This window comes from Stenotrophomonas sp. SMYL20 (genome assembly GCF_036320045.1).
GTDB classification, from domain to species: Bacteria; Pseudomonadota; Gammaproteobacteria; order Xanthomonadales; family Xanthomonadaceae; genus Stenotrophomonas; species Stenotrophomonas maltophilia_A.
Genome location: NZ_JAWIRT010000017.1, coordinates 75,267 through 102,112 on the forward strand (window position 1 = coordinate 75,267; position 26,846 = coordinate 102,112).

The 26,846-nt window shown below is 66.7% G+C and carries 24 protein-coding genes; 14 read left to right on the top strand and 10 right to left on the bottom strand.

The window, feature by feature from the left end; translation table 11 throughout:
* Positions 1-219 precede the first annotated feature (219 nt).
* Together V3B48_RS14150 and V3B48_RS14155 are read left to right on the top strand one after the other, a co-directional pair.
* Positions 220-1,644: a TIGR00366 family protein gene (locus V3B48_RS14150; protein WP_197585321.1), complete on the top strand. Its 1,425-nt coding sequence runs from the start codon at positions 220-222 to the stop codon at positions 1,642-1,644.
* Between the two features lie 272 nt (positions 1,645-1,916).
* Positions 1,917-2,084 (top strand): hypothetical protein, encoded by a 168-nt coding sequence (locus V3B48_RS14155; RefSeq protein WP_329893940.1) that lies wholly within the window; start codon positions 1,917-1,919, stop codon positions 2,082-2,084.
* A 54-nt stretch (positions 2,085-2,138) separates the two neighbouring features.
* Here the strand turns inward: V3B48_RS14155 and V3B48_RS14160 are convergent, their stop codons facing one another.
* The gene (locus V3B48_RS14160; RefSeq protein ID WP_329893941.1) at positions 2,139-2,765 is read right to left on the bottom strand and encodes a YiiX/YebB-like N1pC/P60 family cysteine hydrolase; all 627 of its coding nucleotides are present in this window, start codon (positions 2,763-2,765) and stop codon (positions 2,139-2,141) included.
* An 82-nt stretch (positions 2,766-2,847) separates the two neighbouring features.
* On the opposite strand from V3B48_RS14160, the gene V3B48_RS14165 reads away from it, so the two are divergent.
* The 3 genes from V3B48_RS14165 (at position 2,848) to V3B48_RS14175 (ending at position 6,690) form a co-directional block, all read left to right on the top strand.
* Positions 2,848-3,360, top strand: coding sequence for a hypothetical protein (locus V3B48_RS14165; RefSeq protein ID WP_329893942.1), 513 nt, complete (start codon positions 2,848-2,850; stop codon positions 3,358-3,360).
* A gap of 73 nt (positions 3,361-3,433) precedes the next feature.
* Complete coding sequence (locus tag V3B48_RS14170; protein WP_285302027.1) at positions 3,434-5,272, top strand: M3 family metallopeptidase; 1,839 nt, start codon at positions 3,434-3,436, stop codon at positions 5,270-5,272.
* Positions 5,273-5,349: 77 nt separating this feature from the next.
* Complete coding sequence (locus V3B48_RS14175) at positions 5,350-6,690, top strand: TPM domain-containing protein (protein ID WP_329893966.1); 1,341 nt, start codon at positions 5,350-5,352, stop codon at positions 6,688-6,690.
* 1 nt (position 6,691) lies between these two features.
* On the opposite strand, the gene V3B48_RS14180 is transcribed toward V3B48_RS14175, so the two are convergent.
* The 3 genes from V3B48_RS14180 to V3B48_RS14190 are packed head-to-tail and all read right to left on the bottom strand — an operon-like array spanning position 6,692 to position 9,338.
* Positions 6,692-7,363, bottom strand: a complete 672-nt coding sequence (locus V3B48_RS14180; protein WP_329893943.1) for a VOC family protein — start codon at positions 7,361-7,363, stop codon at positions 6,692-6,694.
* A gap of 54 nt (positions 7,364-7,417) precedes the next feature.
* On the bottom strand, positions 7,418-8,497 hold the full coding sequence (locus tag V3B48_RS14185) for an alpha/beta hydrolase (protein ID WP_329893944.1): 1,080 nt from the start codon (positions 8,495-8,497) through the stop codon (positions 7,418-7,420).
* A 13-nt stretch (positions 8,498-8,510) separates the two neighbouring features.
* Positions 8,511-9,338, bottom strand: a complete 828-nt coding sequence (locus V3B48_RS14190; protein ID WP_285302022.1) for an AraC family transcriptional regulator — start codon at positions 9,336-9,338, stop codon at positions 8,511-8,513.
* A 201-nt stretch (positions 9,339-9,539) separates the two neighbouring features.
* Between V3B48_RS14190 and V3B48_RS14195 the strand changes: the two genes are divergently transcribed.
* Positions 9,540-11,942 carry a TonB-dependent receptor gene (locus tag V3B48_RS14195; protein WP_329893945.1) on the top strand — a complete coding sequence of 801 codons (2,403 nt, stop codon included), beginning with the start codon at positions 9,540-9,542 and terminating at the stop codon, positions 11,940-11,942.
* Positions 11,942-13,243, top strand: a complete 1,302-nt coding sequence (locus tag V3B48_RS14200; protein WP_329893946.1) for an aminotransferase class V-fold PLP-dependent enzyme — start codon at positions 11,942-11,944, stop codon at positions 13,241-13,243. The genes V3B48_RS14195 and V3B48_RS14200 overlap by 1 nt, the downstream gene beginning before the upstream one ends.
* A gap of 223 nt (positions 13,244-13,466) precedes the next feature.
* Here the strand turns inward: V3B48_RS14200 and V3B48_RS14205 are convergent, their stop codons facing one another.
* The 4 genes from V3B48_RS14205 to V3B48_RS14220 are packed head-to-tail and all read right to left on the bottom strand — an operon-like array spanning position 13,467 to position 17,339.
* On the bottom strand, positions 13,467-14,981 hold the full coding sequence (locus tag V3B48_RS14205) for a PLP-dependent aminotransferase family protein (protein WP_329893947.1): 1,515 nt from the start codon (positions 14,979-14,981) through the stop codon (positions 13,467-13,469).
* Positions 14,982-14,990: 9 nt separating this feature from the next.
* Positions 14,991-15,590, bottom strand: coding sequence for a DUF6436 domain-containing protein (locus tag V3B48_RS14210; RefSeq protein WP_032127099.1), 600 nt, complete (start codon positions 15,588-15,590; stop codon positions 14,991-14,993).
* A complete protein-coding gene (locus V3B48_RS14215) occupies positions 15,590-15,868 on the bottom strand; it encodes a hypothetical protein (protein WP_005414763.1) in 279 nt (92 codons plus the stop codon). The genes V3B48_RS14210 and V3B48_RS14215 overlap by 1 nt, the downstream gene beginning before the upstream one ends.
* 55 nt (positions 15,869-15,923) lie before the next feature.
* The gene (locus V3B48_RS14220; RefSeq protein ID WP_071227644.1) at positions 15,924-17,339 is read right to left on the bottom strand and encodes a PLP-dependent aminotransferase family protein; all 1,416 of its coding nucleotides are present in this window, start codon (positions 17,337-17,339) and stop codon (positions 15,924-15,926) included.
* 183 nt (positions 17,340-17,522) lie between these two features.
* On the opposite strand from V3B48_RS14220, the gene cyoA reads away from it, so the two are divergent.
* The 5 genes from cyoA to V3B48_RS14245 all read left to right on the top strand — a co-directional run bounded on the left by cyoA (position 17,523) and on the right by V3B48_RS14245 (position 22,190).
* Entirely contained in the window at positions 17,523-18,428 is a 906-nt protein-coding gene (cyoA, locus tag V3B48_RS14225; RefSeq protein ID WP_049421129.1) for a ubiquinol oxidase subunit II, read from the top strand.
* Positions 18,429-18,433: 5 nt separating this feature from the next.
* On the top strand, positions 18,434-20,410 hold the full coding sequence (gene cyoB / locus V3B48_RS14230; protein ID WP_006474876.1) for a cytochrome o ubiquinol oxidase subunit I: 1,977 nt from the start codon (positions 18,434-18,436) through the stop codon (positions 20,408-20,410).
* Positions 20,407-21,042, top strand: a complete 636-nt coding sequence (gene cyoC, locus V3B48_RS14235) for a cytochrome o ubiquinol oxidase subunit III (RefSeq protein ID WP_012512371.1) — start codon at positions 20,407-20,409, stop codon at positions 21,040-21,042. Before cyoB ends, cyoC begins: the two co-directional genes overlap by 4 nt.
* A gap of 1 nt (position 21,043) precedes the next feature.
* A complete protein-coding gene (gene cyoD, locus V3B48_RS14240; RefSeq protein WP_006399830.1) occupies positions 21,044-21,376 on the top strand; it encodes a cytochrome o ubiquinol oxidase subunit IV in 333 nt (110 codons plus the stop codon).
* Between the two features lie 142 nt (positions 21,377-21,518).
* Positions 21,519-22,190 carry an SCO family protein gene (locus V3B48_RS14245; protein ID WP_049461714.1) on the top strand — a complete coding sequence of 224 codons (672 nt, stop codon included), beginning with the start codon at positions 21,519-21,521 and terminating at the stop codon, positions 22,188-22,190.
* Positions 22,191-22,315: 125 nt separating this feature from the next.
* Here V3B48_RS14245 and V3B48_RS14250 read toward each other — a convergent pair whose 3' ends face one another.
* Both V3B48_RS14250 and V3B48_RS14255 read right to left on the bottom strand, forming a co-directional pair.
* Positions 22,316-22,909: a DNA breaking-rejoining protein gene (locus V3B48_RS14250; protein ID WP_329893948.1), complete on the bottom strand. Its 594-nt coding sequence runs from the start codon at positions 22,907-22,909 to the stop codon at positions 22,316-22,318.
* Complete coding sequence (locus V3B48_RS14255; protein ID WP_329893949.1) at positions 22,909-24,675, bottom strand: S8 family serine peptidase; 1,767 nt, start codon at positions 24,673-24,675, stop codon at positions 22,909-22,911. Before V3B48_RS14255 ends, V3B48_RS14250 begins: the two co-directional genes overlap by 1 nt.
* 310 nt (positions 24,676-24,985) lie before the next feature.
* On the opposite strand from V3B48_RS14255, the gene V3B48_RS14260 reads away from it, so the two are divergent.
* Both V3B48_RS14260 and V3B48_RS14265 read left to right on the top strand, forming a co-directional pair.
* Positions 24,986-25,426 carry a DUF2231 domain-containing protein gene (locus tag V3B48_RS14260; RefSeq protein WP_121504203.1) on the top strand — a complete coding sequence of 147 codons (441 nt, stop codon included), beginning with the start codon at positions 24,986-24,988 and terminating at the stop codon, positions 25,424-25,426.
* Positions 25,419-26,729, top strand: coding sequence for a sorbosone dehydrogenase family protein (locus tag V3B48_RS14265; RefSeq protein WP_329893950.1), 1,311 nt, complete (start codon positions 25,419-25,421; stop codon positions 26,727-26,729). Before V3B48_RS14260 ends, V3B48_RS14265 begins: the two co-directional genes overlap by 8 nt.
* Positions 26,730-26,846: the final 117 nt, after the last annotated feature.

Below are 26,846 nucleotides of genomic sequence, written 5' to 3' on the forward strand. Positions count from 1 at the left end.
CCCGAGGTTGCCGGCCAGCGGCCGGCACTACCGCCTTCCACCACCTGGGATGATGCTTGGATCTGGTAGAGCCGGCCGCTGACCGGCTGCACCCGTGCGCGATCCCGAGGTTGCCGGCCAGCGGCCGGCACTACCATCCCGCCACCTACGACCAATAGGTGGCTGACAGCCTGCACCTCACCGCCCAGAATCGATCCATCGAACCTGGGAGGGTAGGCGATGGCCTCGACGGCAGCAGTACAGGACGGCTGGATGGCGCGCGCTGCGCTGCGCTCGGCCGCCTGGGCGGAAAAGTGGTTCCCCGATGCCTACGTGTTCGCGGTGCTGGGCGTGGTCATCGTCGCGCTGGCGGCGATGGGCTTCGGCTCGACCCCGCAGGCCACCGCCAGCGCCTTCGGTGACGGCTTCTGGAGCCTGATTCCCTTCACCATGCAGATGGCCTTCGTGGTCATCGGTGGCTACGCCGTGGCCACCGCGCCGGTGGTCGCACGTTTCATCGATTTCCTCGCCCGTGTACCGCGCACCGGCCGTGGCGCGGTGGTGTACGTGGGCCTGGTCAGCATGCTCGCCTCGCTGCTCAGCTGGGGCTTCTCGCTGGTGTTCGGCGGCCTGCTGGTGCGCGCGCTGGCGCGCCGTACCGAACTGCGCATGGACTACCGCGCGGCCGGTGCTTCGGCGTATCTCGGTCTGGGTGCGGTGTGGGCGATGGGGCTGAGTTCCTCGGCCGCGCAGCTGCAGGCCAATCCGGCCAGCATGCCGCCAGGGCTGGTCGAGATCACCGGCGTCCTGCCGTTCACCGAAACCATCTTCCTGTGGCAGTCGATCGCGCTGACCTCGGTGCTGATCCTGGTTTCGCTGCTGATCGCCTGGCTGACCGCACCGGCTGCCGGCAGTGCGCGTACCGCTGAGGATTTCCCGGGCGCCGCGCAGGCCGAGCCGGAACCACTGCAGCGCCGCACGCGCCCGGGCGAATGGCTGGAGTACAGCCCGCTGCTGACCGTGCTGCTCTCACTGCTGGCGTTCGGCTGGCTGTTCAACGAGTTCGCCAACAAGCCGCTGGTCACGGCCATCGCCAACCTCAACACCTACAACTTCCTGTTCATTTCGCTGGGCCTGCTGCTGCACTGGCGGCCGCGCAGCTTCCTCAACGCGGTGGCCAAGGCGGTGCCCAGCACCACCGGCGTGTTGATCCAGTTCCCGCTGTACGGTGGCATCGCGATGATCCTCACCCATGCTGCTGGAGGCGACGGACAGACACTGGCGCACCGCCTGTCGAGCCTGTTCGTGCACGTGGCCAGCACCGATACCTTCGCGCTGGTGATGGGCGTCTATTCGGCGGTGCTGGGCTTCTTCGTGCCCTCCGGCGGTGGCAAGTGGATCATCGAGGCGCCGTACGTGATGCAGGCCGCCAATGAACTGAAGGCACACCTGGGCTGGGCGGTGCAGGTCTACAACGCGGCCGAAGCGCTGCCGAACCTGATCAACCCGTTCTGGATGCTGCCGCTGCTGGGCGTGCTGGGCCTGAAGGCACGCGACATCGTCGGCTTCACCTTCATCCAGCTGCTGGTGCACATTCCGCTGGTGCTGGGCCTGCTGTGGCTGCTGGGCATGACCCTGGCGTATGTGCCACCGGTGATGCCCTGAAAGCAGGGTTGGCCTCCCTGCGTGAGCCGGGACGCCAGCCTCGTTCAGCGCGTGTTTCCGGCGGCGAACGCCATGAATGCGTGCAGGCTGACGATGGCATGAGCACATGCCGAACCCGCATGAATCCTTCAGCCGCTTGTGCCACAAGGGCTTCTGCGCGTTCATTCACACGCGTACACACAGATGTAGCCGCCCACCCACGCGTGATTAACCATTCGCTGCAGACGATGGCCACGTCCACCGCATTCCGCGAGTGGCTTTGGAGATCGGACATGGCACAGCAGAACCAGAACCCGAACCAGAAACAGAAACAGCAGGGCCAGCAGAACCAGCAGGATCAGCAGCAGGGCCGTGGCCGCGACCAGCAGCAGCAACAGCAGCAGGAACAGCAGAAGCGCAACCAGAACCAGCAGCAGGGCGGACACGACGAAGAAGAATGACCGCGTTGCATGTGCAACGTGACCGGCGAAGCCCCGCCCCGTGCGGGGCTTTGCTTATTCCAGCATGCCGATGCGCTGCAACACCGGCGCCGCCGACATGTCGTTCGGATTGGTGCCGGGCTGATCCTGCGGCACGTCCATGCCCATGCCGCGGTACAGATCCACCCAGTGCTGGGCGATCTCCCCGGTCTGCGGGTTCCGGAAGTTCATCGGCTGCAATGCGAACACGTGGTGCGCACGGAAGGCGCGTTCGATGAAGTCCGAGCAGTAGTAGCTGTCCTCGTTCAACACATACGACGTGTTGTACGGCTTGCCCAGCATCGTACGCGCGGTGGCGACCGCATCCTTGATCGCTGCCTGCTGCGGCGCGCGCAGGCGATAGACCACGATCTGCCGCTGCCTGGCGCGCGCGTCCTGGCGGAATTCGACCAGCGATTGCCGGCGCGATCCTTTCTCGTCTGCATGCAATACCTCCCAGCCCTTCGGCGCGGAAGCGACCAGCGCGACGTGATCGAAGCTGGGCGCGCCCTGTTTGCCGGTGGCATCGTCGATGGCCGCACTGAGACCGCTGCGGCCGGCAGTGACGAACAGCAGGTCGCCTTCGTGGACATCGACGGCCCTCGCCACCGCCGGCCACAGGGCGGGCAGCAGCAGGCCGATCAGGAGCAGGAGGCGATGCATGAGGACTCTCGGACAAGCGGAATGCCTGAATTGTAGGGTGCGCGGTAGCATGGAGCGACCGGACCGGATTCAGGATGTGCCCATGTGTCGATACCGTTCTGCCGCAGTGCTGATGCTTGCCTGTGGCGCGGTGCTGGCAGCCTGCGCGCCAGTGCCGCAGGCACCGCAGACCGCGACCGAAGCCTCACCTGCCGCAGCGGCGCCGGCGACCACCGTCGCCGAGCCAACAGCTGTGGCTGCACGCAGTGAGTGCCCCTACCCGGAATTCGATACGTTCCTGAAGCATTTCGGCAACGAGATCGCGCTGCAGGAAAAGACCACCGCCGATCCGCTGCTGGACAGCTACATCGATGCAGAGGCCGAGCCGGAACCGCGCAAGGTGGAAAGCCGGCTGGCGCGGGCCGATGTCGAGTGGCCGGTGATGCCTGATCCCGCCGCACTGGCCGGGCAGGGCCGCGAAATGCAGGTCAGCCTCCTGGCCGATGGACAGCGGCAGGTGCAGATCCGTACGCCGGACAGCAGCGACCAGCAGACCTATACCTTTGCGCAGGCGCCGTGCTGGACGCTGGTCAAGCGTGAGGATGAGTCGATCTGATGGCTGATCCGGCACAGGCGCGGCGGGCCAGCGGCTGCTAGGCTCGATCCCTGGTCCAGGCAGGGAGACGCCGATGCAGGCTTTCAGGAAGCGCACCACCACCGCCGCCATTGCCGCCGTATTGGCGATAGCCCCCTTCAGCGGCGCGCAGGCACAGTCGGTGCATGCCGATGACCGCACCTACTTCGCCAGCGCCGCGTCCGAACAGACCGCGCGCGACGCGTTGGGCAAGCGCGTCGAGGCCCTGCAGCAGGCGTCCACCCTCGCACCGGCGGAACGCTTCCAGCAGGCCGAGGCACTGGAGGCGCAGTGCCTGCGGCATCTCGGCTACCTGCATCTGCAGTCCGCCCGCAACGCGCGCGATCTTCGCCCGGCACAGGCGATGGAGCAGGCAGCGGGGCTGTGCAGCCGCATCGCTCGCAGTGGTCGCGCCGCACTGCGCGAGGCGCCCGCAGATGCGGCGTGGGCAGCACCGTATGGCTTCCTGCGCACTCGGGCGCTGAAGGAGGCTGCCACCCCGGCCAACGCCGCGCTTGATGAGGCCGTGGAGGCACTGGCCGATCCGGCGCTGGACAGCTTCGCGCGCCTGCGCGGGCAGATCCTGCGCAGCGCCGAGTATCCGCAGATCGAGCACGGCGGTCGTCACTGGGACACCGGACGCGACAAGCAGCTGCTGGCCCAGCAGCCCGACCGCGCCCTGCGCGAGGCCGGCTGGAAGGGCTACTGGCAGGGGCTGCACTCGCGCCGTGAGCCGATGGCCTCGGTGCTGCTGGGGCTGGTGCAGGTGAATGACGCCGCCGCACGCCTGCAGGGTGACGGCTCGGCGCCGGCATATGGCTACCAGCGCATGGGCCTGGATACTGCCGCAGTGGATGCAACGCTGGTGGCGATCGAACGGCACGCCGGGGACCGCCGTGCCTACCAGGACATGCTGCTGCGCCACGCTGCGCGATCCGGCATCGACGCGCCGCAGATCTGGGATACCACCGTGCCCGATGCCGGCTATACGCCACCGGTGCTGACGTTGGCGCAGCTGCGTGACAACGCCGCCGATGCCATGCAGCACCTGGGGCCGGCGTACGTCGCCGAACTGCGCGCGCTGCTCGATCCGGCCAACCAGCGCATGGATCTGGCCACCGAACGTGGTGACCGCAGCCAGGACGCGTTCCCGGTGAGCGCTCCCGGTGTGCCGGCAATGCTGTTCGTTGGCCTGCGCCGTGGTGATCTGGAAAGCGACGTCGAGATCGCCCATGAAGCCGGTCATGCCGTGCACGGCGAGTGGATGCAGCGCGGTCATGCGTCGCCGCTGCAGCGCAATGGCAGCCAGTGGCTGACCGAGGCGTTCGCGATCTACAACGAGCTGCGCTTCCGCGACCAGCTGTACCAGCAGGCAGAGGATCCGCGCGCCAAAGCCTATTACCTGAAATCGCTGCTGGACGACATGGTGCTGCAGCTGTTCACCTCTTCCGAGGAAGCGCAGCTGGAGCAGTCGATCTATCAGGGTGTGGCCGCAGGCACGCTGGGCACCGCCGATGATCTGGATGCGCTGACCGGGCAGGTGCTGGCGCGCTTCGGCCAGCAACCGGAGCGCTACCCGCAGCTGCGCAACACCTGGATCGGCAAGCGCCTGATGTATGAAGACCCGAATTATCTGGTGAACTACCTGTATGCGGGGCTGCTGGCCGTGCAGCTGTACGTGCAGGACCAGCGCGACCCCGAAGGGTTCCGTGAGCGCTATCTTGCCGTGCTTGGCGAGGGCTTCGACCGCGCGCCGAACGAGCAGGTGGCGCAACTGCTGGGGCACGCGCCTGACTGGGCGGCCCTGGTGGATGCCGATCTGCAGGTGTTCAACCAGACGGCGGCGCAGCTGCAGGCGCTGCATGCGCAGATCGAGGCAGGGCAGGGTACGTGAACCCGGCGCGCCCCTTGCAGCAGGCGGCCGCCACCGTGTGGCTGCTGTTGCTGCTGTTGCTGCTGTGCCTGCTGCCGATGGCAGCGCTGGCGGCAATCCCGGTCCCGGCGCTGGACGATCCCGTGGTGGACACTGTCAACGCGCTGTCCGCTGAAACCCGCGCCACCCTGCGCAGGCAGGCGCTGCAGCTGCAGGCACGGAAAGGTGCACAGCTGCAGGTGCTGGTGGTACCCAGCGTGGGCAGCGAAGGCATCGAGGCCTATGCACAGCGGGTGTTCGATCAGTGGCAGCTGGGTCGCGCCGGTGTCGACGACGGTGTGCTGTTGCTGGTGGCGGTGCAGGACCGCCGCGTACGCATCCAGACCGGCTATGGCCTGGAAGGAGCGCTACCGGACGCGTACGCCGCTCGCATCATCGACAACGCGATCGTGCCGCGCTTCCGTGAGGGCGATGTCGACCAGGGCGTGCTCGATGGCACGACGATCATGGTGGCGCTGATCGATGGCGAGGACCTGCCGGCATGGGAAGAACCGTCGGCCAGCAATGTGCTGCCTGCGGACTGGCGACGCGCAGACTCGGTGGTGGCGTTGACCCTGCTGGCCGGTTTCCTGGCCGGACTGTGGCGCTCGCCGCCGCCCCTCCCGCCGGCGAAGACCGAGGACGATTTCAGCGGCAGCCGTCGGGAGCGGCGGCGCAAGGCACTGGCCGCCAATGCATCGGCACCAAAACCAACCTGGCCGACCTTGCCGGCCTGGGGCCGCCCGATGCTGGTGACCGCTGTTGTGGGTGCGGGTGTGCTCTCCGTGGCGCTGCTGCTGCCACGCCATGTGCTGCCGGGCCTGTGCTTCGTGCTGGCGCTGGGTGTGCCGGTGGCTACCCTGCTGGGCTGGTGCTGGCGCCGCAGCCGAGGTGTGCGCATCGTGCTTTGCGGGATGCTGATGCTCAGCGTGCTCTTCCTGGTGCAGGCGCTGCTGCGTGACCAGCTGCCACCGAGCCTGGCCCGGCACCTGCTGCTGCAGGCCGCCGCGGGCGTTGTCACCCTGATGGTGTTCCTGCTGGTGCAGGCCTGCCGCACACGCTGGAAGAAGAACCGCAGCAGCTTCATCGTGCGCATGACGGTGCTGGTGCTGTTGACCCTCGGCTATGCCGCGGGCGCGTTGCTGGCGGTCCATCGTGCCGAAGGTGACGATCCACGATTGCTGGCGATGATCGTGTCCGGGGTGTGTGGCGTACTGCTGTACTTCGTGTGGTTGTTCACCATGCTGCCGGGCGAGCGCGCACGCGGCCGGGCTTCATCATCCCGCGAACGCACGTCGTCCCGTTCGTCGTCCTCGTCGAGTTCGTCGTCGAGCAGTTCCAGCAGCTGGTCTGGAGGCGGCGGCCGCAGCGGCGGAGGCGGCGCGTCCGGCAGCTGGTAGTTCAGGTCGCCTGCACCCGCCAGCCGAGCGAGGCGTCCTCCACAACACCCGGGCCGGCCACGTCGCCGACCTGCAGCTGCAAGCCGCGCGCGTTCGGCAGGTCCTTCTGCTCGGGGAACCAGCGACGATCCGCCGCAACCACGATCAGCAGGCCCTCATCGTCGCCCATCGGCGCGAACTGCGGCGACGGCGGGCTGATCGGTTGCAGGCCGAACCGCAGGCTGGACTGTTCGCGCACAGCGTCGACATCGTGGCTGGGCAGGCCGACTTCGCTCAGGCAGGTCAGTTCGCTGCCGTGGAACGCACCTTCGCGCGCGCTGGCCGGCAAACGGCGGCGGCCGATCAGTTCCAGGATCAGGCCGTCAGGGCCAGTGAAGTACACCGACTGCGACTGCCAGCTGCTCTCCAGCGCGAAGTAGTCCAGTCCCGCCGGATTGCGTTGCAGCGGCGTGCGCTCACGCAACCAGGTCATCGCCTCGCTGAAGCGGTTGTCCGGTACGTTGAAGGCCAGGTGCACGCCACCGACCGGATGATCAGCTGCCGGCTGCAGTTCGATCGTGCTCCAGCCGATGTGCACATGATTGCCGACCACGCGCTGCTGCAGCACATCGTGGAAATACGCGGCGACGGTGGTGACGTCGGACACTGGCAGGGTGAGGTGAAGCAGGCGCATGGCCGATCCTCCGTGGATGCGCCCACTGTAGCGCCGGGCCATGCCCGGCGGCCACTACCGCAGTGCTTCGGCGAAGAATCGCACCGCGGCATCCACTGCCTGCGCGTGGGTGTCCGCCTTCGGAACCGAACTGCTGCAGAGCTCGGGCAGCCTCTGCACACCAACCGCTGTACAGGCCGCCAGGAAGTCGTAGTGACCGACATCCGGCAGACGCTGCAGCGCAGCGCCCGGAACCAGTGTCTGTGCAGCCTCGCCATTGCTCTGCGGTGGCGCAACCGTGTCAGCCTCGCCCAGCACGATCGACACTGGCTGCCTCAGCGAGGACAGCTGCTCGGGCGCGAACGCCTGCACGATCGCGGGCGCCAGCAGGAATGCCGCACGCACGCCGGGGATCGCGCGCGAGTCGTTGGCGTGGGAGATCCAGGGAGACAGCGCGGGTGAGCCCGCAGCGGCAACACGCGCGTCCATCGTGTGCGTGGCGGTTTCCTGTTGTGGCCGGCAGACGCCGTCATCCGGGTGCGCGCGGCAGAAGGCCAACAGCCGCTGCAGGTCGGGGCGTGCACCGGCGGCCAGCAGCGCGGTGTAGCCTCCGGCCGAGAACCCGGCCACACCCAGTCGCTCAGGGTCGACATGCGGACCCAGCAGCGGATCGGCCTGTACTGCAGCGAGTGCCGAGCGCAGGTCATCCGCACGCAACCAGCTCAGTACGCTGCCGGGCAGGGTCATCTCGTCCACGCCGTTGTTGCCGGGATGATCGACCGCGATTACCAGATACCCGGCGCGCGCCAATGCCGTGCCCAACCAGCCCATCATGCGCGCGCTGCCGCCGTTGCCGTGGGAGAGCAGCAGGGTCGGCAGGCGCTTGCCCGCGATCGGGGCATCCGTGGCTGAGCGGCCGACGTCGAACATCGGCGCATCGGGCGGACCGATGGTCAGGGCGGTTTCCGTGCTGCCAGCGGGCGCGGGATACCAGACCGTGTAGCGCAGGGCGTCGCGATGCTGCGCATCGCGAACCGCGGCGCTGGCCACTGTGGTGGTGCCGTGGCGTTCGCCTGCTTTCCAAGGCTCGCCAGCGCTGGCGGCCCCCGCGGAGGCCATCAGCATCATTCCCATCACAGTGGCTGTCATGCGCATCCTCAACTCCTTGTCAGCGTGGGCGTTCGTCCACCGGCAGCCAGATTTCCACGCCGCCGTTGCCGCTGTGCTCATCGAAACGCATGTCGTAGCGTTCCAGATCGGGGGCATCGGCCAGGCTGAGCCCGGAGCCGGGCAGGTAGTGATCCAGCAGCCAGAACCAGGTCGAGCGGATGGTCGAGATGTGCCCGCCGTGCCAGGCCACCAGGTAGCGGCGCGGCGGAATGTCCACGCGTTGCCAGTGCGCAGGTACGCTCGGCACCGCGCTGGCCGGCAGTGCGGCGATGTAGTCGAAGCCGCCATCGTCATCACTGTTGCAGCACACGCCGAAGCTGATCGGTGCCGGCGCCGGCCATTCCCGGTTGAGCTGCGCCCACTGTCCGGGTATCGCACCGCCGCTGTCGCGGGTATGCCGCATGCCGATACCCGCGACCTGGAAGGCAGGGGTATCGAGCAGGCGCGGCGCTTCGCCGCAGGCAGTCGGCGCATCGTCCACGCGGATCGCCTGCACCAGCGCCAGCCCATCGGTGCCCTGTTCGCGTACCCGCTCCGGGGTCTGCCCGAACTGTTCGCTGAAGGCGCGGGTGAACGCGGCATGGGTGGTGTAGCCCGCGCCCAGTGCCACCTGCAGGATGTCGCCCGCCCCGTTGGCCAGCCGCTGCGCGGCAGCGGTCAGGCGCCGTCCCCGCAGATAACGCACCACCGAGGTGCCGGTGCGGGCCTGGAACAGGCGTGACAGATGGAACGGCGAAAGCCCCGCTGCGGCGGCAATATCGGCCAGTGCCAATGGCCGGTCCGCATGGGTTTCGATGTACCACAACGCCTTGCCTGCCGCGCTCATCCTGCCGTTCCCCGAATCCAATGCCGGGCACAGTAGCGGATCGCGTGGCGCTTCGTTTAGCAGTTCTTGCGCTGCAGCGGCATCAAGCTGTCGCACTGACGTCATGGCTCCTTCACAGATCGCGCCGAGACTGCGCGCCTTGTCCACGCCTGTTGTGTCCGAGCAGGTGCTGGCCCTGTCGCGTCCTCCCGGAGCCCTGCCGTGCATCGTTCGAAGCTTTCGCGTTCCATCCTCCTCGCCCTTTCCATGGCCAGCGCAGGAGGCGCGATCGCAGCGGAGGCCGATGCGGTCGATGCCCCGGCGGGCAGCCGTGCGGCGCCCACCCAGCTCGATGCGATGCTGGTCACTGGCACCCGCGCCTCCAACCGCACCCAGTTCGAAACGTTGGCGCCGGTGGACGTGTTCACCAAGGAAGACATCAAGTCCGTTGAATCCACCGACCTGAAGGACGTGCTGGCGCAGCTGGTGCCGTCGTTCGTGGTGCAGCGCCTGCCGATGGCGGACGGTCAGGTGTTCGTGCGCCCGGCCACGCTGCGTGGCCTGTCGCCGGATCAGACGTTGGTGCTGGTCAACGGTCGTCGCTTCCACCGCAGCGCGCTGCTCGGCAACCGTGGCGCGCAGGCGGCCGATCTGGCACAGATTCCGACCAGTGCGATCAAGCGCATCGAAGTGCTGCGCGATGGTGCGTCGGCGCAGTACGGCTCGGATGCCATCGCCGGCGTCATCAACATCATTCTCGAGGATGGCCCGGGTACCGAGATCACCGCCGGCTATTCGCAATATGCGCAGGGCGATGGCGCCTCGCGCGACTTCAGTGCACGCACCGGCTGGTCGCTGGGCGACTACGGCAGCCTGGTGCTGTTCGCCGAATCGTCCAACTCCGACGCCACCTCGCGCACCCGCCAACGCCCCGATGCCATTGCCTTCCAGGCCGCGCATCCGGATCTGGACGTGCCCAACCCGGTACAGCGCTGGGGCCAACCGGAACTGGAAAGCCGCCGCGTCGGCTTCAACGTGAAGGCCAATGCCAATGACACGCTGGAGCTGTATGCGTTCGGTCTGTACAGCCACAGCGATGGCGTCAGCGATTTCAACTGGCGCAATCCGGATACCACCACCGGTGCCTACCGCACCACCGCGATCTTCCCCGGCTGGAACCTGCGTTCGATCTATCCGGTGGGCTTCAGCCCGCAGTACGGCAACGTCCAGAACGACCTGCAGCTGGTCGGTGGCCTGCGTGGCGAGATCACCCCGAAGCTGCGCTGGGATGTCAGCGCCTCGTATGGCCGCAACGCCATCGACTACAGCCTGAAGAACTCCATCAACGCCTCGCTCGGTCCGGTCAGCCCGACCGCGTTCGATCTCGGCCGCCTGACCCAGACCGAGAAGAACGCCAACGCCGACTTCAACTACGAGTGGGATGTGGCTGCGCTGTCCAAGCCGATCAACGTCGCCTTCGGTGGCGAGTTCCGCCAGGAGACCTACCAGGTGCGCGCCGGTGATGCGGCCTCGTACGCGGTGGGCCCGGGCGCGGCGGCAGGGCTGGAAGCCAACTCCAACGGCGCGCCGGGCTTCTCGGCCAGCCAGGCCGGGCAGTGGAGCCAGCGCAGCAAGGCCGCCTACGTGGATATGGAAGTGCCAGTGGGTGAGCGCTGGAGCATCGGTGCAGCCAGCCGCTACGAGGACTTCTCCAGCTTTGGCAGCACGCTGGACGGCAAGCTCTCGGCGCGTTTCGCGATTACCCCGGACGTAGCCCTGCGCGGTACGGTGTCCACTGGCTTCCGTGCACCGACCCCGGCGCAGCTCAACACCACCAGCACCACCCAGGGCCTGGATACGCGCACGCTGCAGATCTTCACCAGTGGTCGTCTGTCGCCGAACGATCCGCTGGCGCAGCTGCTCGGTGCCAGGCCGCTGAAGCCGGAGGAATCGCGTACCGCGTCGCTGGGCCTGACCTGGCGCACCGACCTGGGCCTGTCCGGCTCGGTGGATGTCTACCAGATCAAGCTCACCGACCGCTTCAGCCAGTCGGCCAGCTTCGCCATTCCGGCTGGTACTCCCAATCCGCTGGGCTATACCTCGGTGAACTACTTCACCAATGACTTCGATACCACCACCACCGGCGTGGACGTGGTCGGCAACTACCTGCGCGATCTCGGTGCCGGCCGCATGACGCTGACCCTGGCCTACAACTACAACCGTACGCGGGTGGACAACGGCAGCACCTCGGTGGCCACCAACGAGACCCAGCGCGTGCTGTTTGAAGATCGCCTGCCCGAGCACAAGGGCAGCCTGACCGGCAGCTGGGATGTCGGCGCCTGGTCGCTGATGGCGCGCATGCGCTACTACGGTGCCTGGACCGACGCCAGCGGCAATGCGGTGGGCGACATCTACCAGCGCTTCGGCGCGATGAGCTTCCTCGACCTCGCCGTGGGGTATCGCATCAACGAGCACCACAGCCTGCGCGTGGGTGCAGACAACGTGCTCGACCGCTATCCGGATGAGGCGGTGTTCCAGGCCAGCCGCGGCCTGGTCTACTCGCGCAACGCGCCGTACGACACCGACGGCGCCAACCTGTACGCGCAGTACCGGTTGAGCTTCTGATGGACCGCACGCGCCGCTCCCTGCTGCGTGCCGGCACCCTGCTGCCGGCCGCAGCCGCACTGTCTTCACTGCCGGCCATGGCTGCCACGCGTTACGCTGCACCCATGCAGATTCCCGCAACGACCGTGGCGCCGGACGTGCTGGCCCGCGATGAAGGCTACTGGGCCGCCGTGGCCAGCCACTTCGACATCACCGATGAAGTGAACCACCTGGAGAACGGCTACTGGGGTGCGATGGGCCGTGAGACGCTGGCCAGCTACCAGCGCCACACCGCTGAAGTGAACCGTGGCAACGCCTGGTACGGCCGTCGTGAGTTCCCGGCGCAGTACATGGCGGTGCAGCGGCAGGTGGCCGAGCTGCTGGGCGTGGGCGTTGATGAAATCGCACTGACCCGTGGTGCCACCGAGGCGATGCTGGCGCTGATTGGCGGCTACAACCGTCTGAAGCCTGGCGACCAGGTGCTGTATGCCGACATCGACTACGACAGCATGATCGGCGCGATGCGCTGGTTGCAGCAGCGTCGCGGCGTGCAGGTCGAGCGTATCGCGCTGCCGGCGGTGCCGGACCACGCGCAGATCCTGCAGACGTATGAGGACGCATTCGCGCGGTTGCCGCGTCTGAAGCTGGTGCTGCTGACCCAGGTCAGCCATCGTCATGGGCTGGTGCTGCCGGTGGCCGAGATCGCCGAACGTGCGCGTGCACGTGGTATCGACGTGATCGTCGATGCGGCGCATGGGTTCGGCCAGATCGACTACGCGGTGCCGCAGCTCAAGGCTGATTTCGTCGGCATCAATCTGCACAAGTGGATCGGTGCGCCGGTCGGCGTCGGCGCGATGTACGTGCGCAAGGGCCGTGTGGCCGATCTTGACCCGTACATGGGGGAGACCGACGACGGCCGCGTGGGCAGCCGCGTGCATACCGGTACGGTCAACTTCGCCGCCTACCTGGCGCTGCCGGAAGCGATTTCCCTGCACCAGCGTATCGGCGTAGCCAACAAGCAGGCGCGCCTGCGTTACCTGCGCGAGCGCTGGACGGTACCGGCGCGGCAGATGGCACATATCGAAGTGCTGTCCTCACCGGATCCGGCGTTGGCGAGTGCATTGGCCAGCTTCCGCCTGCGCGGGCGTACCAGCGTGGCCGACAACATCGCGCTGCAGAAGCGGCTGCTGGATGAGCATCGCGTGTTCACCACCCATCGCGATGGCTTGGAGTCCGGCGCGTGCGTGCGGGTGACACCGTCGGTGTTCACCCGGCCTGAGCAGATGGATGCGTTGGTGCAGGCGCTGGACGCCCTGGCCTGACCCTGCTTTGGTGGGTGCCAACCTTGGTTGGCACATTCCGTCCGTGCCGGGGAATCTTCCGCCGGCCAGCGGCCGGCACTACCGATCCTCCCCCAGCCTGGTGGGTGCCGACCGTTGGTCGGCACATTCCATCCACGCATGGCGTGCACGGGCATTGCCAACCAAGGTTGGCATCTACCGAAGCGGGTCCCGTAGATCCACGCCATGCGTGGATGCTCTCCACCTACCGCTCGATCGCCGGCAACGCATCCGACAACAACAACCGGTCGATCCTCCGCAGCGCACTTTCCAGCTGCCGGCGATCCGCCGCCAGCCCCAACGACAGCCGCACGCCGCTCTGGTGCGATACCCCCGGCAGGCAGAACGCCGATGACGGCGCGATCGCCAGCCCCTGCAGCTGTGCGGTGCGCACCAGCGTGGCGTCGGTCCACGGCGCGGGTATCCGGCACCACGCATGCAGGCCCTCTGCCCGCTGCAACAGCGAAGGCGCAAGCAGATATCGCGCCAGTCGCACGCGTTCGCGCGCCTCGTTGCGCACCTGCGCCAGCAGTGACTGTGCCGAACCATCCAGCAGCAGCTGGCTGGCCAACGCCGATACCAGCGGATGGCCCATCAACCGCGTTGCTCGCAGCGCGGCCGTCATCGCCTCGGCATGCGCGTCGCTCGGGCAACGCACGAAGGCGGTGCGCAGGCCGGGGCTGATCACCTTCGACAGCGTCGCCACGTAGAACACATGACGCGGTGCCAATGTTGCCAACGGTAGCGGCGCATCTTCGGCCAGATGCCAGTACGGATCGTCTTCGATCGCCAGCAGGCCTTCGCTTTCCAGCACACGCGCCAGCGCTTCGCGCCGATGCAGCGGCAGGGTCAGTGCGGTCGGGTTCTGGCAGGTGGGATTGAGATAGACCAGCCGTGCACCGCTTTCGCGTGCCAACCGCGCCAGCGCCTCGGGGCACATGCCGTGCTCGTCGCTGTCCACCGGCAGCAAGCGCCGACCCAGTGCGGCGGCCGCCTGCAGCAGGCCCGGATAGACCAGCGCATCGCACAGGATCGCGTCGTCGTCGCGTCCCTGGCTGACCAGGATCGACGCCAGCGCCACCTGTGCACCCTCGGTCAGCAGCAGGCAGGCATCGTCCACCTTTCCCAGCATCGACTGCAGCCAGCGCGCCGCTGCGTGGCGGTCGGTCGGGTTACCGCCGCCCAGGTGATAGGTCATCAGGTTCGGTGCGTTGCTGCGCGCAAGCACGGCGGCGGCACCGCGGCGCAGCGTCTCGGCCAGCGCATCGGCATCGGGCACCGGTGGCACGTTCATGCTCAGGTCCACCACCTGGTCGAAGCCGGCCTTGGGCGGTGCGATGAAACTGCCCTGTGGTCCACGCGCTTCGATCAGGCCACGCTTGCGTGCTTCATCGAAGGCCCGCGTCACCGTGGTCAGGTCGATACCGAGCTGCTGCGCCAACGCGCGTTGCGAAGGCAGGCGCTGTCCCGGTGCGAGACCACCGCGGCGCACCGTGCGTTCCAGCGAGTTGACGATGCGCAGGTAGATCGGCCCGCTGTGCGCGAGTACGTCCTGCACCCATTCGCGGGCTGCGACATCCGGTCGCGGCATGTACGGAGCATGTCGGGGCGTATCGTTGCTTCCAACGGCGGGAGCCTGTCCATAACCATCGGTCGGTTCGGACAGGTGACCGCCGTTGTTGTTTGCGGCGACCACGCCGGCCAGCGTCAGTGATGTCATTGCGCGTCCTCAGCGCTTGGCCTGCCAGGGGCAGTAGCAGCCCACGGCAAGCAGTCCTTTCGGGCGCACGGTCTCGCCGCGCACCAGTCTGTCCAGCAGCGGTTCGACGAAGCTGTTGGCCGAGTTGCAGACCATGCCGATGCTGTACGGTCCTGCGTAGGCGAGGTGGCCCTGGCGATCCCAGATGGCTACGGCGGGGCTGGCCGGAATGTGTTCGATGCCGTCGATGGTCGGCAGGTTGATCACCTTGTTGCGCAGTGGCTCGGGCAGCTCGCCCTGCGTACCCGGGCGGCGGATGGCATAGAAGTCGATGCCGGCGCGGCGGTACATGCTGATCAGGTAGCTCAGGTGCGCACCGGTCTCGCGGTTGCAGACCGCGCACGCCGGGTCCCAGAAATGCACCACGCGGATGCGGCCGGTATCACCGGCCAGATCGGCCGGCAGGCGCAGCTGCGAATCGTCGAAGACGATGGCCTGTTCGGTGAAGGTGGACTGCGCGCTGTAGCCGAAGTACTGCCACAACGCAGCTGCCACGCCGGCCATGAACAGGCAGGCGAGGGCGATCATCGTCGGCAGCAGCCAGCGGCGACGCGGCGCGGCTGCGCCCATCAGGAATCTTCCCGGCCGAACTTGTGCACGTACTGCTTGCGCATCTCGCGGCAGGAATCGGCCTGCGCGCGGCGCTGGATCTCGCTACGCGACGGATCCTCGCTGCGCTGCACGCACTGCTCGATGGCGTGGCGTTCGGCGGCCTGCACATCCACGGTCTGCGGCTGCAGGCAGACCCAGGCCAGCGCGGCCAGCATCAACACCACAAAGCCACCGCACCCGGCCATCACCAGGTGGAATTTCAGTTTCTCGGCGCGCATCGATGCACGTCCCTTCATCCATACATTGCATACAAAATATCATCTTGTATGGATAAAGCGCCATGCGCCCCGTTCAGACGATGGCGTTGTGGCGTGCCTCGGGGGCCTCGGACAGGATCTCGTTCAGCTTGGCCAGCGCCCCGGCCAGCGCGCCCTGGTCGACCGCGCCGCCCAACGACAGGCGGATCGCGTTGCCCGGTGGCGGTTCTTCCACGCTGAAGGCATCGGAGCTGGCAATGCCCAGCCCCTGCTCCTGTGCGGCCTGGATCAACCGGTACTGGTCGAGCCGCGGCGGCAGCGGCAGCCACACATGCAGGCCGGCCGGATGCGCCTGGGCACGGGCCGGCAGGTAACGGGCGGCAATGGCCTGGCGCTCGCGCAGTTCCTGCTGGAAGCGCTGCACCATGTCCTGGGCCTGGCCGCTGCGGATCCACTGCGAGGCCACCGCCACCATCGACTGGGTCGGCATCAGTGCAATTGCGCGCAGCGCATCCAGCACCGGTTCCATCGGCTCGCCGGCCGGCACCACCAGATAGGCGGTGCGCAGGCCCGGGGCCAGGCACTTGGACAGGGTGGAGATGTAATAGACCGGGCAGCCGGCATCGCGGTGTGCGGCCAGCGGTGGCGCGGCGTCTCCGGCCAGCAACCAGTAGGGATCGTCTTCGATCACGGTCAGATCGTGACGCTTGGCGACCGCCAGCAGCGCCAGCCGGCGCTGTGCCGACATCGTTGCCGTGGTCGGGTTCTGGATGGTCGGCACCAGGTACAGCAGACGCGGGCGACGTAGCTGGCAGGCCTCCTCCAGCGCCTCCGGCAGCATGCCCTCGGCGTCCATCGCCACCGGCACCACGCCCCGCTGGAGCACGCGCGCGGCAGCCAGCAGGCCCGGGTAGGTCAGCTGCTCGGCGGCGATCAGCTCGCCCGGCTGGGTGCGGGCCAGGATCAGCGCACACAGCGCGGTCTGCGCGCCGGGGCAGATCACCACCTGGTCGGCACCCACCGTGCCCAGCATCGGCGCCAGCCACTGCACAGCGGCGGCGCGGTCCTCGCGGGTGCCGGCGCCGACGTGGTAGCTCATCAGTTCGCCCTGGCCCAGCTGCTGGCCCACGTGCTGGAAACCGGCCTCCATGCCCTGTGCGAACGGCGCGCTGCCCAGCAGCGGCGGGATGTTCATGCTCAGGTCCACCGAGGTGCTGCGGTTGCCGGCCGACAACGCGATGAAGGTACCGCCAGCGCCTTGGGCGTCGAGCAGGCCGGCCTGGCGCAGCTCGGCGAAGGCACGGGTGACCGTGGTCAGGTCCACGCCCACCTGCTGGGCCAGGTCGCGCTGCGGCGGCAGGCGGTCGCCCGGGCGCAGCACGCCGTCATCCACCGCCTCGCGCACCTGCTGGGCAATCTGCAGGTACAGCGGGCCGGCGCCCTCGCGGAAGGGGCGAACCCAGGTGCGATTGGGGTGTTTCAGGCGGCGGCCGGCGGCAGGTGGCGTCATCGGTCAGTTTTTTCCATACGTGCAGATGCACAAGTCCATACAATGATGTATCTTGTATGGGCTTGATTGGAGTGGTTCGCCTGCTTGTAGGCGACCTCGTACCCACAGTGTAGCCGCTCCACGCCCGGGCGCTGCGCGCAGGCGAGCCGGTCAAGCGCGCTTCTTCAACAGGGTTGACCTCCAATGAATATCTGCTGGAACCGCATCCGCCTGGCGCTGGTCGCCCTGGCCTGCGTCGGCCTGTCGGGCTGTGACTGGGTGCTGCTGGATTCGAAGGGCATGGTCGGGCTCGCCCAGCGCGACCTGATCCTGATCTGCATCGGCCTGATGCTGATCGTGGTGATACCGGCCATCGTGCTGACCTTCGTGTTCGCCTGGCGCTACCGCGCCGGCAATACCAAAGCCAAATACATGCCTGACTGGTCGCACTCCACCAAGGTGGAGATCGTGGTCTGGGGCGTGCCGCTGATCATCATCGCGGTGCTGGCGGTAATCGTGTGGAAGTCCACCCACGAGCTGGACCCCTACAAGCCGCTGGACGTGGCCGGTGAGCCGCTGCACGTGGACGTGATCGCCACCGACTGGAAGTGGGTGTTCGTGTATCCGGACCTGGGCATCGCCACGGTCAACCAGCTCAACTTCCCGGTCGACCGCCCGCTGGCGTTCAACATCACCTCCAACTCGACGATGAACACCTTCTTCATCCCGCAGCTGGGTGGGCAGATCTACGCGATGGCCGGCATGCGCACGCAGCTGCACCTGATCGCCAACGAGCCCGGCCAGTTCCGTGGCATGTCCGGCAACTACAGCGGGCATGGCTTCTCGAACATGAAGTTCATCGCCACCGCCAGCAGCAATGAAGAGTTCGAGCGCTGGGTGGCCGAGGTGCGCAGCGCGCCGGACGCGCTCAGCTTCACGCAGTTCAAGGCGCTGGCCGCGCCGTCGAAGAACGCACCGGTGCAGCACTTCTCCAGTGTTGAACCACTGCTGTTCAAGAAGGTCATCGACCAGTTCATCGGCGTTGGTGAGAACACCGCTGCTGCGACCCCGGCGGGCGCTGCCGGCGGTGCCCAGGTTTCCCAGGAGTAACGAACATGTTGGGTAAATTGACGTGGGAGGCCGTGCCGCTGCACGAGCCGATCGTCGTGGTCACATTGGCGGCCATGGTGCTGGGTGGCCTCGCGCTGCTCGGCGCGGTGACGTACTTCAAGCTGTGGGGCCCGCTGTGGCGTGACTGGTTCACCACCGTGGACCACAAGAAGATCGGCATCATGTACGTGGTGGTAGCGCTGGTCATGCTGGTGCGTGGCTTTGCCGATGCGCTGATGATGCGCGCGCAGCTGGCCGCGGCTGGCCCGGGCAGTGACGGCTTCCTGCCACCTGAGCACTACGACCAGATCTTCACCGCGCACGGCGTGATCATGATCTTCTTCGTGGCCACCCCGTTCGTGGTCGGCCTGATGAACATCATCGTGCCGCTGCAGATCGGCGCGCGCGACATGGCGTTCCCGTTCCTCAACGCCTTCAGCTTCTGGATCTTCGTGGTCGGCGCCGCGTTGATGATGATCTCGCTGGGCGTTGGCGAATTCGCCATGACCGGCTGGGTGGCCTATCCGCCGCTGTCGGGCATCGAGTTCAGTCCAGGCGTGGGCGTGGACTACTACATCTGGGCATTGCAGGCTTCGGGCATCGGCACCTTGCTGACCGGCGTCAACCTGTTCATCACCATCCTGCGCATGCGTGCGCCGGGCATGACCCTGATGAAGATGCCGGTGTTCACCTGGACCGTGCTGGTCACCAGCGTGATCATCATCGCCGCCTTCCCGATCCTGACCGTGGCGCTGGGTGCGCTCACCCTGGACCGCTACCTGGACTTCAACTTCTACACCAACACGTTGGGTGGCAACCCGATGATGTACGTGAACCTGGTGTGGGCCTGGGGCCATCCGGAGGTGTACATCCTGGTGCTGCCGGCGTTCGGCATCTTCTCTGAAGTGACCGCCACGTTCGCGCGCAAGAAGCTGTTCGGCTACAAGTCAATGGTGGGCGCCACCCTGGCGATCGGCATCCTGTCGTTCATCGTCTGGCTGCACCACTTCTTCACCATGGGCTCCGGTGCCAGCGTCAATGCCTTCTTCGGCATCATGACGATGATCATCGCCATTCCCACCGGCGTGAAGATCTTCACCTGGCTGTTCACCATGTATGGCGGCCGCGTCGAGTTCAGCGTGCCGATGCTGTGGACCATCGCCTTCCTGGTCACCTTCACCATCGGCGGCATGACCGGTGTGCTGCTGGCCATCCCGGGTGCGGACTTCCTGCTGCACAACAGCCTGTTCCTGGTCGCGCACTTCCACAACACCATCATCGGCGGCGCGCTGTTCGGCTACCTGGCCGGCTTCGCCTACTGGTTCCCGAAGGTGTTCGGCTTCACCCTCAACGAGCGCCTGGGCAAGTGGTCGTTCGCCTGCTGGGTGATCGGCTTCTACCTGGCCTTCATGCCGCTGTACATGCTGGGCTTCATGGGCATGACCCGCCGCATGAACCAGTACGACAACCCGGCGTGGACGCCGTACCTGATCGCCGCCTTCATCGGTGCGCTGTTCGTGTTCGCCGGCATCATCCTGATGCTGGTGCAGATCTACGTGAGCGTGCGCGATCGCAAGCGCAACCTGGACCTGACCGGCGACCCGTGGAACGCACGCACGCTGGAATGGGCCACGCCGTCGCCGCCGCCGTTCTACAACTTCGCCGTGGTGCCCAAGGCCGATGAGCTGGATGCCTTCCACGAAGCGAAGAAGCGCGGCCTGCCGCCGCCGCCGAAGAAGTACGCACCGATCCACATGCCGAAGAACACCGGCGTGCCGCTGATCCTCAACATCTGGATCCTGGTGTTGTGCTTCGCCCTGGTCTGGCACATCTGGTGGATGGCTGCAGCCAGCTTCATCGCGATGATCGTCACCCTGATCGTGCGGTCCTATGACGAGGACGTGGACTACTACGTCAGTTCCGAAGAGGTGGCGCGCACCGAAGCAGCCAACCTTGCCAAGCTGAAGGAGGTACGCGCATGAACCTGTTGACCCGCCCGGAGCTGGCCAGCGACACGCAGGCGCACGAGGACCACCACGAACACGACCATGGCCACGAGCAGGGCGGCATGAAGGTGTTCGGCATGTGGGTCTACCTCATGTCCGACCTGGTGCTGTTCGGTTCGCTGTTCGCCTCGTACGCGGTGCTCAGCACCGCCTACGCCGGCGGCCCCACCGGCAAGGATCTGTTCTCGCTGCCGTTCGTGATGGCCGAGACCTTCCTGCTGCTGGTCTCCAGCATCACCTACGGCCAGGCCGTGCTGGCGATGCATCGCCACGATACCTCGGCAGTGCTGCGCTGGCTGGGCGTGACCTTCGTGCTCGGTGCCTCGTTCATCGGCATGGAGATCTACGAGTTCTCGCACCTGATCCACGAAGGCGCGGGCCCCAGCACCAGTGCCTACCTGTCGGCGTTCTTCGCGCTGGTCGCCACCCACGGCCTGCACGTGGCCAGCGGCCTGATCTGGATGGCGGTGGTCATGCATCAGGTCTACAGCCGCGGCCTGACCCCGACCAACATCACCCGCGTGTCGTGCCTGAGCCTGTTCTGGCACTTCCTGGACCTGGTGTGGATCTGCGTCTTCACCTTCGTCTATCTGATCGGAGCCTTCTGACATGGCCCACGTCGAAACCTCGCGCGCCGGCAATGCGCACGGCTCCACCAAGTCCTACCTGATCGGCTTCGTGCTGTGCGCGCTGCTGACCGTGGTGCCGTTCGCGCTGGTGATGAACCCGGTGCTGTCGCGGCCGCTCACGCTATTCCTGCTGGTCGGCTTCGCGGTGGCGCAGATCCTGGTGCAGCTGGTCTATTTCCTGCACATGGACCGCAAGTCCGAAGGTGGCTGGAACCTGGCCAGCTTCGTGTTCACCCTGGTGATCCTGTTCATCGTCGTCGCACTGTCGGTCTGGATCATCTGGAGCATGCACTACCACATGATGATCAACTGACCGTGGCCGGGGTGATCGGCATGGACCGCGCGATCACCCCGGCACCTCCGTCCTCTTTCCCCCACGGGCAGGCCTGACCGAGACCCCGCCCGCGCCTGCGTTGGTGGTACCCGTGAAGCGTCCTGCTGCTGTTGCCCGTTCGTTGTTCTCTCCCCGTTTCCGCCTGCCGCTGCTGGCAGGCCTGGCCGTCGGCCTGCTGGCCGGCTGCAGTGCGCAGTCGCGCATGGACTTCTATTCCAAGGACATCGCCTGCGAAGAGCTCGGCCAGCAGTGGTCGATGCCCGACAGCCACGGCACCGTGCGTGGGCCGAAGGACCTGCAGGGGCAGGTGACCTATCTGTTCTTTGGCTTCACCAGCTGCCCGGACGTGTGCCCGACCACCATGGTCGAGCTCAGCCAGGTCAAGCACCTGATGGGCAAGGATGCCGACCAGCTGCAGGTAGTGTTCGTCAGTGTCGATCCCGCACGCGACACGCCCGAAGTCGCCCGCACCTACGTGGAAGCCTTCGACCCCAAGGCGATCGCACTGGTCGGCAACGAAGCACAACTGGCCGCGATGGCCAGCGACTTCAAGGCGTTCTACGAAAAGGAACCCGGCCCGGTGCCGGACACCTACACCATGAGCCACATCGCCGGCGGCTACGTGTTTGATCGCCAAGGCCGCCTGCGCCTGTTCGCGCCCTATGGCATGCCGGTGGACAAGCTGTTCTCGGACGTGCAGCGCCTGCTGCTCGAGCCTGGCCATCCGGCCGCCGGCAACGGCCCGCTGGCCAGCTGCCACCTCAAGCAAAGCGACACGCTCGCTGCCGGGTAGGTGTCGACCTTGGTCGACACGCGGTGAATGAATCTGGTGGGTGCCGACCGTTGGTCGGCACACCCCCCACACCAATCCCCCGACCGGCCAGGAGAGCCAACCGGCCGGGGGCACCACTCAACGCCTTACTTGCTTTCTTCCCACTGCACCACGTCCGGCTCGGCCGCCTTGATGCCGGCGGTCGACAGCAGCTTGGTGGTCGCATCCAGTGCCGCGTTCACCGACGGATACTCCACAATCGCGCGGCCCGAGGCCTTGGATACCTTCACCACGATGCCGCCGGTGGCGGTGGCCGCACGCTGCGCCGAAGCCGCATCGGTGAAGAACACCTTGACCCGCGAGGTCGCCACGACCGGCGCGCCATCGTTGGAGACAGCGGCCGCAAACTTGCTGGCACCGGCATCCGCACGTGCGGCCACACCGGTAGACGCATCCGTGGACCGCTTGCTGCGGGTGCCGACGGCCGCCGCGCTGGCGTCAGCCCCGGTGGTGATCCGGAACTGGCCGCCGCTGGCCTGCTGCACGGTTGCCGACGGTGCCAGCTGGAAGCGCGAGCCGCCCACATTGAACGAACGGCCAGTGGCCTCCGCCTTCAACTGCTGCGTGTCTACGGTCGACAAGGTCTTCGCCGGAGGTGTCTGGCCCGAGCTCTGTGCCCAGGCGGTGGTGGTCATCGCCGCGAGGGCGAGGGTGCTCAACAGAATGGTCGTCTTCATCATCAGTGCCCCAGAACGCGGATCTTGAAGAATTCGAGGTTGCCACGCGATGCAGCGTTCGCGGCCTGCCCCAGGTCGGTGACTTCCAGCGTCCAGGTGCCCGTGGCGTTCTCATCCAGGAAGGCATTGCTGGACAGCAGGTCCCAGTTGGTGAAGTTGCGCTGGACGCCATTGAGGCCAGAGCCGATCGCGGTGAATGCCGGCTGCACCACGCTGCGGGTGCCACTGGGCGAGATCAGCACGAACTGCAGCTGGCGGGTGTTGCTGTGGTTGACGCGGAAGCCGAGCTGCACGCTCTCGATGTTGCGCGCACCGTTGGCCAGCTGGAAGGTCAGGCGCGCCGCGGCCGCCGAGGTATTGCCGATGGCCACGGTACGCGTCGTGTTGCGCCAGCCACTATCCACCAGTGCACCCAGCGGCTGGAAGTCCTCTGCGACCTGTACCGCGCGTGCTGCATTGACCACACCGAAACCGTACCAGTTGCTGTAGGCACGGCCGGCGGCATTCACCGTCCAGCCCGGCACCAGCACGCGTCCGTCGGAGTGGATCACCGCTGCACGGTTCGGATCGGTGCGGGTGGCGGTGGTGGCCAGGATGTACTTCACATCGCGGTAGGACAGGTTCGGGTTGGTCTCCAGCAGCAGTGCCGCCACGCCCGACACCATCGGCGTGGCCGCCGAGGTGCCGTTCATCTTGCCGGTGTAGTTGCAGGTGCTGTCGATGGCAGACTGGTCGCCGTCCAAGGTGTTGCGCAGGCTCGTGTTCTTGTTGCTGCCCTGCGCGCAGCCGGTGACATCGGTGGTGAGGATGGCCGGATCGTAGCGGATCGCCAGCTGCCCCGGCACGACCTGCCGCTGCCAACCATTCTCACCGCCGAAGCCGGACACCCACAGCGCCGAGCCGGTGGACGAGTAGGACGAGCGCACGCCATCGGCGCGCACGGCGGCAACGGTGATCACGTTGAACAGGTTGTTACGCGGGTCGCGACCGGCCGGAATGCAACCCGTGTTGCGGTTCTTGGTGTCTGCCGAGCAGATGTCGGTGCCATCCGAGCGTGCGCCGTTGTTGTGGTTGTTGCCGGCGGCCTTCACGTAGATGCCACCGCGCCCACCACGGGTGCCGGACATGGCCTGCTCATAGGCGGCGATGTCGTTCTGGCTGTAGGCCAGCGGCAGGTTGGGGTTGCCCGGGCTGGAGCCCCAGCTGTTGTTGAAGACCCCCACATCGGCCACTTCGGCGCCGTCCCACCACGAGTACTCGATGTTGGAATTCGAATTGCCCTGGGCATTGGACGCCAGGAAATTGAAGCCCTTCAGGGTGGCCGCCGAGGCCACGCCGCGCACGCCCAGATTGTTGGCACCTACTGCACCGGCGATGCCGCCGACCATGGTGCCGTGATTGTCGCGGTCCGGATTGGACGGTGAAGGGTTGTTGCTCTGGTTGGCGAAGTTCTTGCCCGCGACCGCCGCGACGTTGGCGGCCAGGTCCGGGTGTGCGATCTGCAGGCCGTCATCGACGATGGCGATGGTGACGCCCTGGCCACGGATGCCATTGCGGAACAGGCCATCCACGTTCAGATCGTTGCCAGCCACCGGCAGGGTATCGCCCAGTACGGCCTGTCCGGTGTTGAGCAGATGCCACTGACGCCCGGCCAGCGGATCGGCCTGTTGGGCCTGGGCGGTGGCGGCCAGGCTGCCCAGCACCAGGGCAGTGGCAAGGGCCAGGCGCGCGGAGCGCGGTGGCGCGGAGCGTTGCGTGTGTCGCTTCATACACGAATCCTTCTGTTGTGAATCGGCATGGCAGGACGGCGGGGCGGAACTGCCCCATCGCAACGAGCCAAACGCGACACAACGAACAACCCCCTACCTCTTCACACTCCCAATCTGCAGATGTGCCGATTGCGTCACAAACACTTATGCCGTGGGGTAATGACGAATGCAGCGGCCCGCATCTGGTAGGTGCCCACCTGGGTTGGCATCCGCATCCACACATGGCGTGGATCTACCCGGCATCATCGCGCCCCCTCACATCCGGCTGTGCTACTACAGCGCGTGCACCCTTCCGCATCGGAGCACGATGATGGTCAACCCTCTGGCCCAGGCCCATCGCGGCCTCGGCACCACGCTGTTCAGCCTGTTGAACCCGATACCCTTCGGCTTCTTCGTCGGCGCGCTGATCTTCGACGCGATCTACCTCAACAGCGCCGAGGTGATGTGGGGCAAGGCCGCCGCCTGGCTGATCACCTTCGGTCTGCTGATCGCCATCATTCCGCGCCTGATCAACCTGTTCGCGGTCTGGCGCCGCAACGGCACCGCCACCCGCATCGACCGCATCGACTTCTTCCTCAACCTGGTCGCGGTGCTGCTGGCGATCTGGAATGCCTTCGTGCACAGCCGCGATGCGTATGCCGTTGCGGTGCCGGGCACGATCCTGTCGGCGCTGACCGTGGCCCTGATCGCACTGGGCCTGATCCTGCTGTCGTTGCAGCCGCCGGTGCTGCAGGGAGGACGTCATGGCTAAGCACATCCTGCCTACCGTGGGCGCCCTGGCGCTGGCCGTGATGCTGTCGGCCTGTGCCGGCAAGGCCGAATACCACCCCACCGACCAGTCGGGTGCGAAGCCGCCTCTGCCGGCACCGAAGAACTTCCTGATGCCGCCGATGCAGGTGCCCAAAGGCGTGGGTTGGGCCGACGGCCAGTCACCCACCGTGGCCGAAGGCCTGAAGATCGAACGCATCGCCGCCAACCTGCTGCATCCGCGGCGATTGTTGACCCTGCCCAACGGCGATGTGCTGGTGGTGGAGGGCAATGGCCCCGGCGAAGAACCGGTCACCACGCCCAAGCAGTGGATCGCCGGCAAGGTCAAAGCGCGCTCGGGCAAGGCCGGCAAGGGCGGCAACCGGGTCACCCTGCTGCGCCGCACGCCGGGAACGAACACCTGGACCCAGCACGTCTATATCGAAGGCCTGCATTCGCCGTTCGGCATCCAGCTGATCGGCGACACGCTGTACGTGGCCAACACCGGCAACATCATGCAGTATCACTACGTGCCTGGTGAAACCCGCATGTCCGACAAGGGCCGCGAGTTCACCGACCTGCCCAGCACCATCAACCACCACTGGACCAAGGAACTGCTGGCCAGCCGTGATGGCAGCAAGCTGTATGTGGGCGTGGGTTCCAACAGCAACATCACCGAGAACGGCCTGGCCGTCGAGTACCGCCGTGCGGTGGTGCTGGAAGTGGACGTGGCCACCCGTGGCAGCCGCATCTTTGCGTCGGGCATCCGCAACCCGACCGGACTGGACTGGGAGCCGAGCACCGGCACGCTGTGGGCCGTGGCGAACGAACGCGATGAAATCGGTGCGGATCTGGTGCCCGATTACCTCACCTCGGTGAAGGAAGATGGCTTCTACGGGTGGCCCTACAGCTACTACGGCCAGCACGTGGACGAGCGTGTGCAGCCGCAGCGGCCGGACCTGGTGGCGAAAGCCATCACGCCGGACTACGCCATCGGCTCGCACGTGGCACCGCTGGGCCTGCTGTTCTACACCGGCCAGGCACTGCCGGCGCAGTACCACGGCGGCGCCTTCATCGGCGAACACGGCAGCTGGGATCGTTCGCCGCTGAGCGGCTACGAAGTGGTCTACGTACCGTTCAAGGACGGTAAGCCGACCGGGCGACCGCAGACCGTGGTCAGTGGTTTCGCCTCGAAGGACGAGAAGACGCTGATGGGCGCGCCAGTGGGCATGGCCATGGATGCCGAGGGTGCATTGCTGGTCGCCGATGACGTGGGCGACGTGGTGTGGCGGGTGTCAGCCAAGTAGTTCTGTAGCGTCGAGCCACGCTCGACTGCGTTGGATCTGGCCCTTGTAGAGTCGGGGGCGGGGGGGGTGGGAGTTGGCGGGACCCGGCACAACTGCGAGGCGGACCGAAAAAAACAA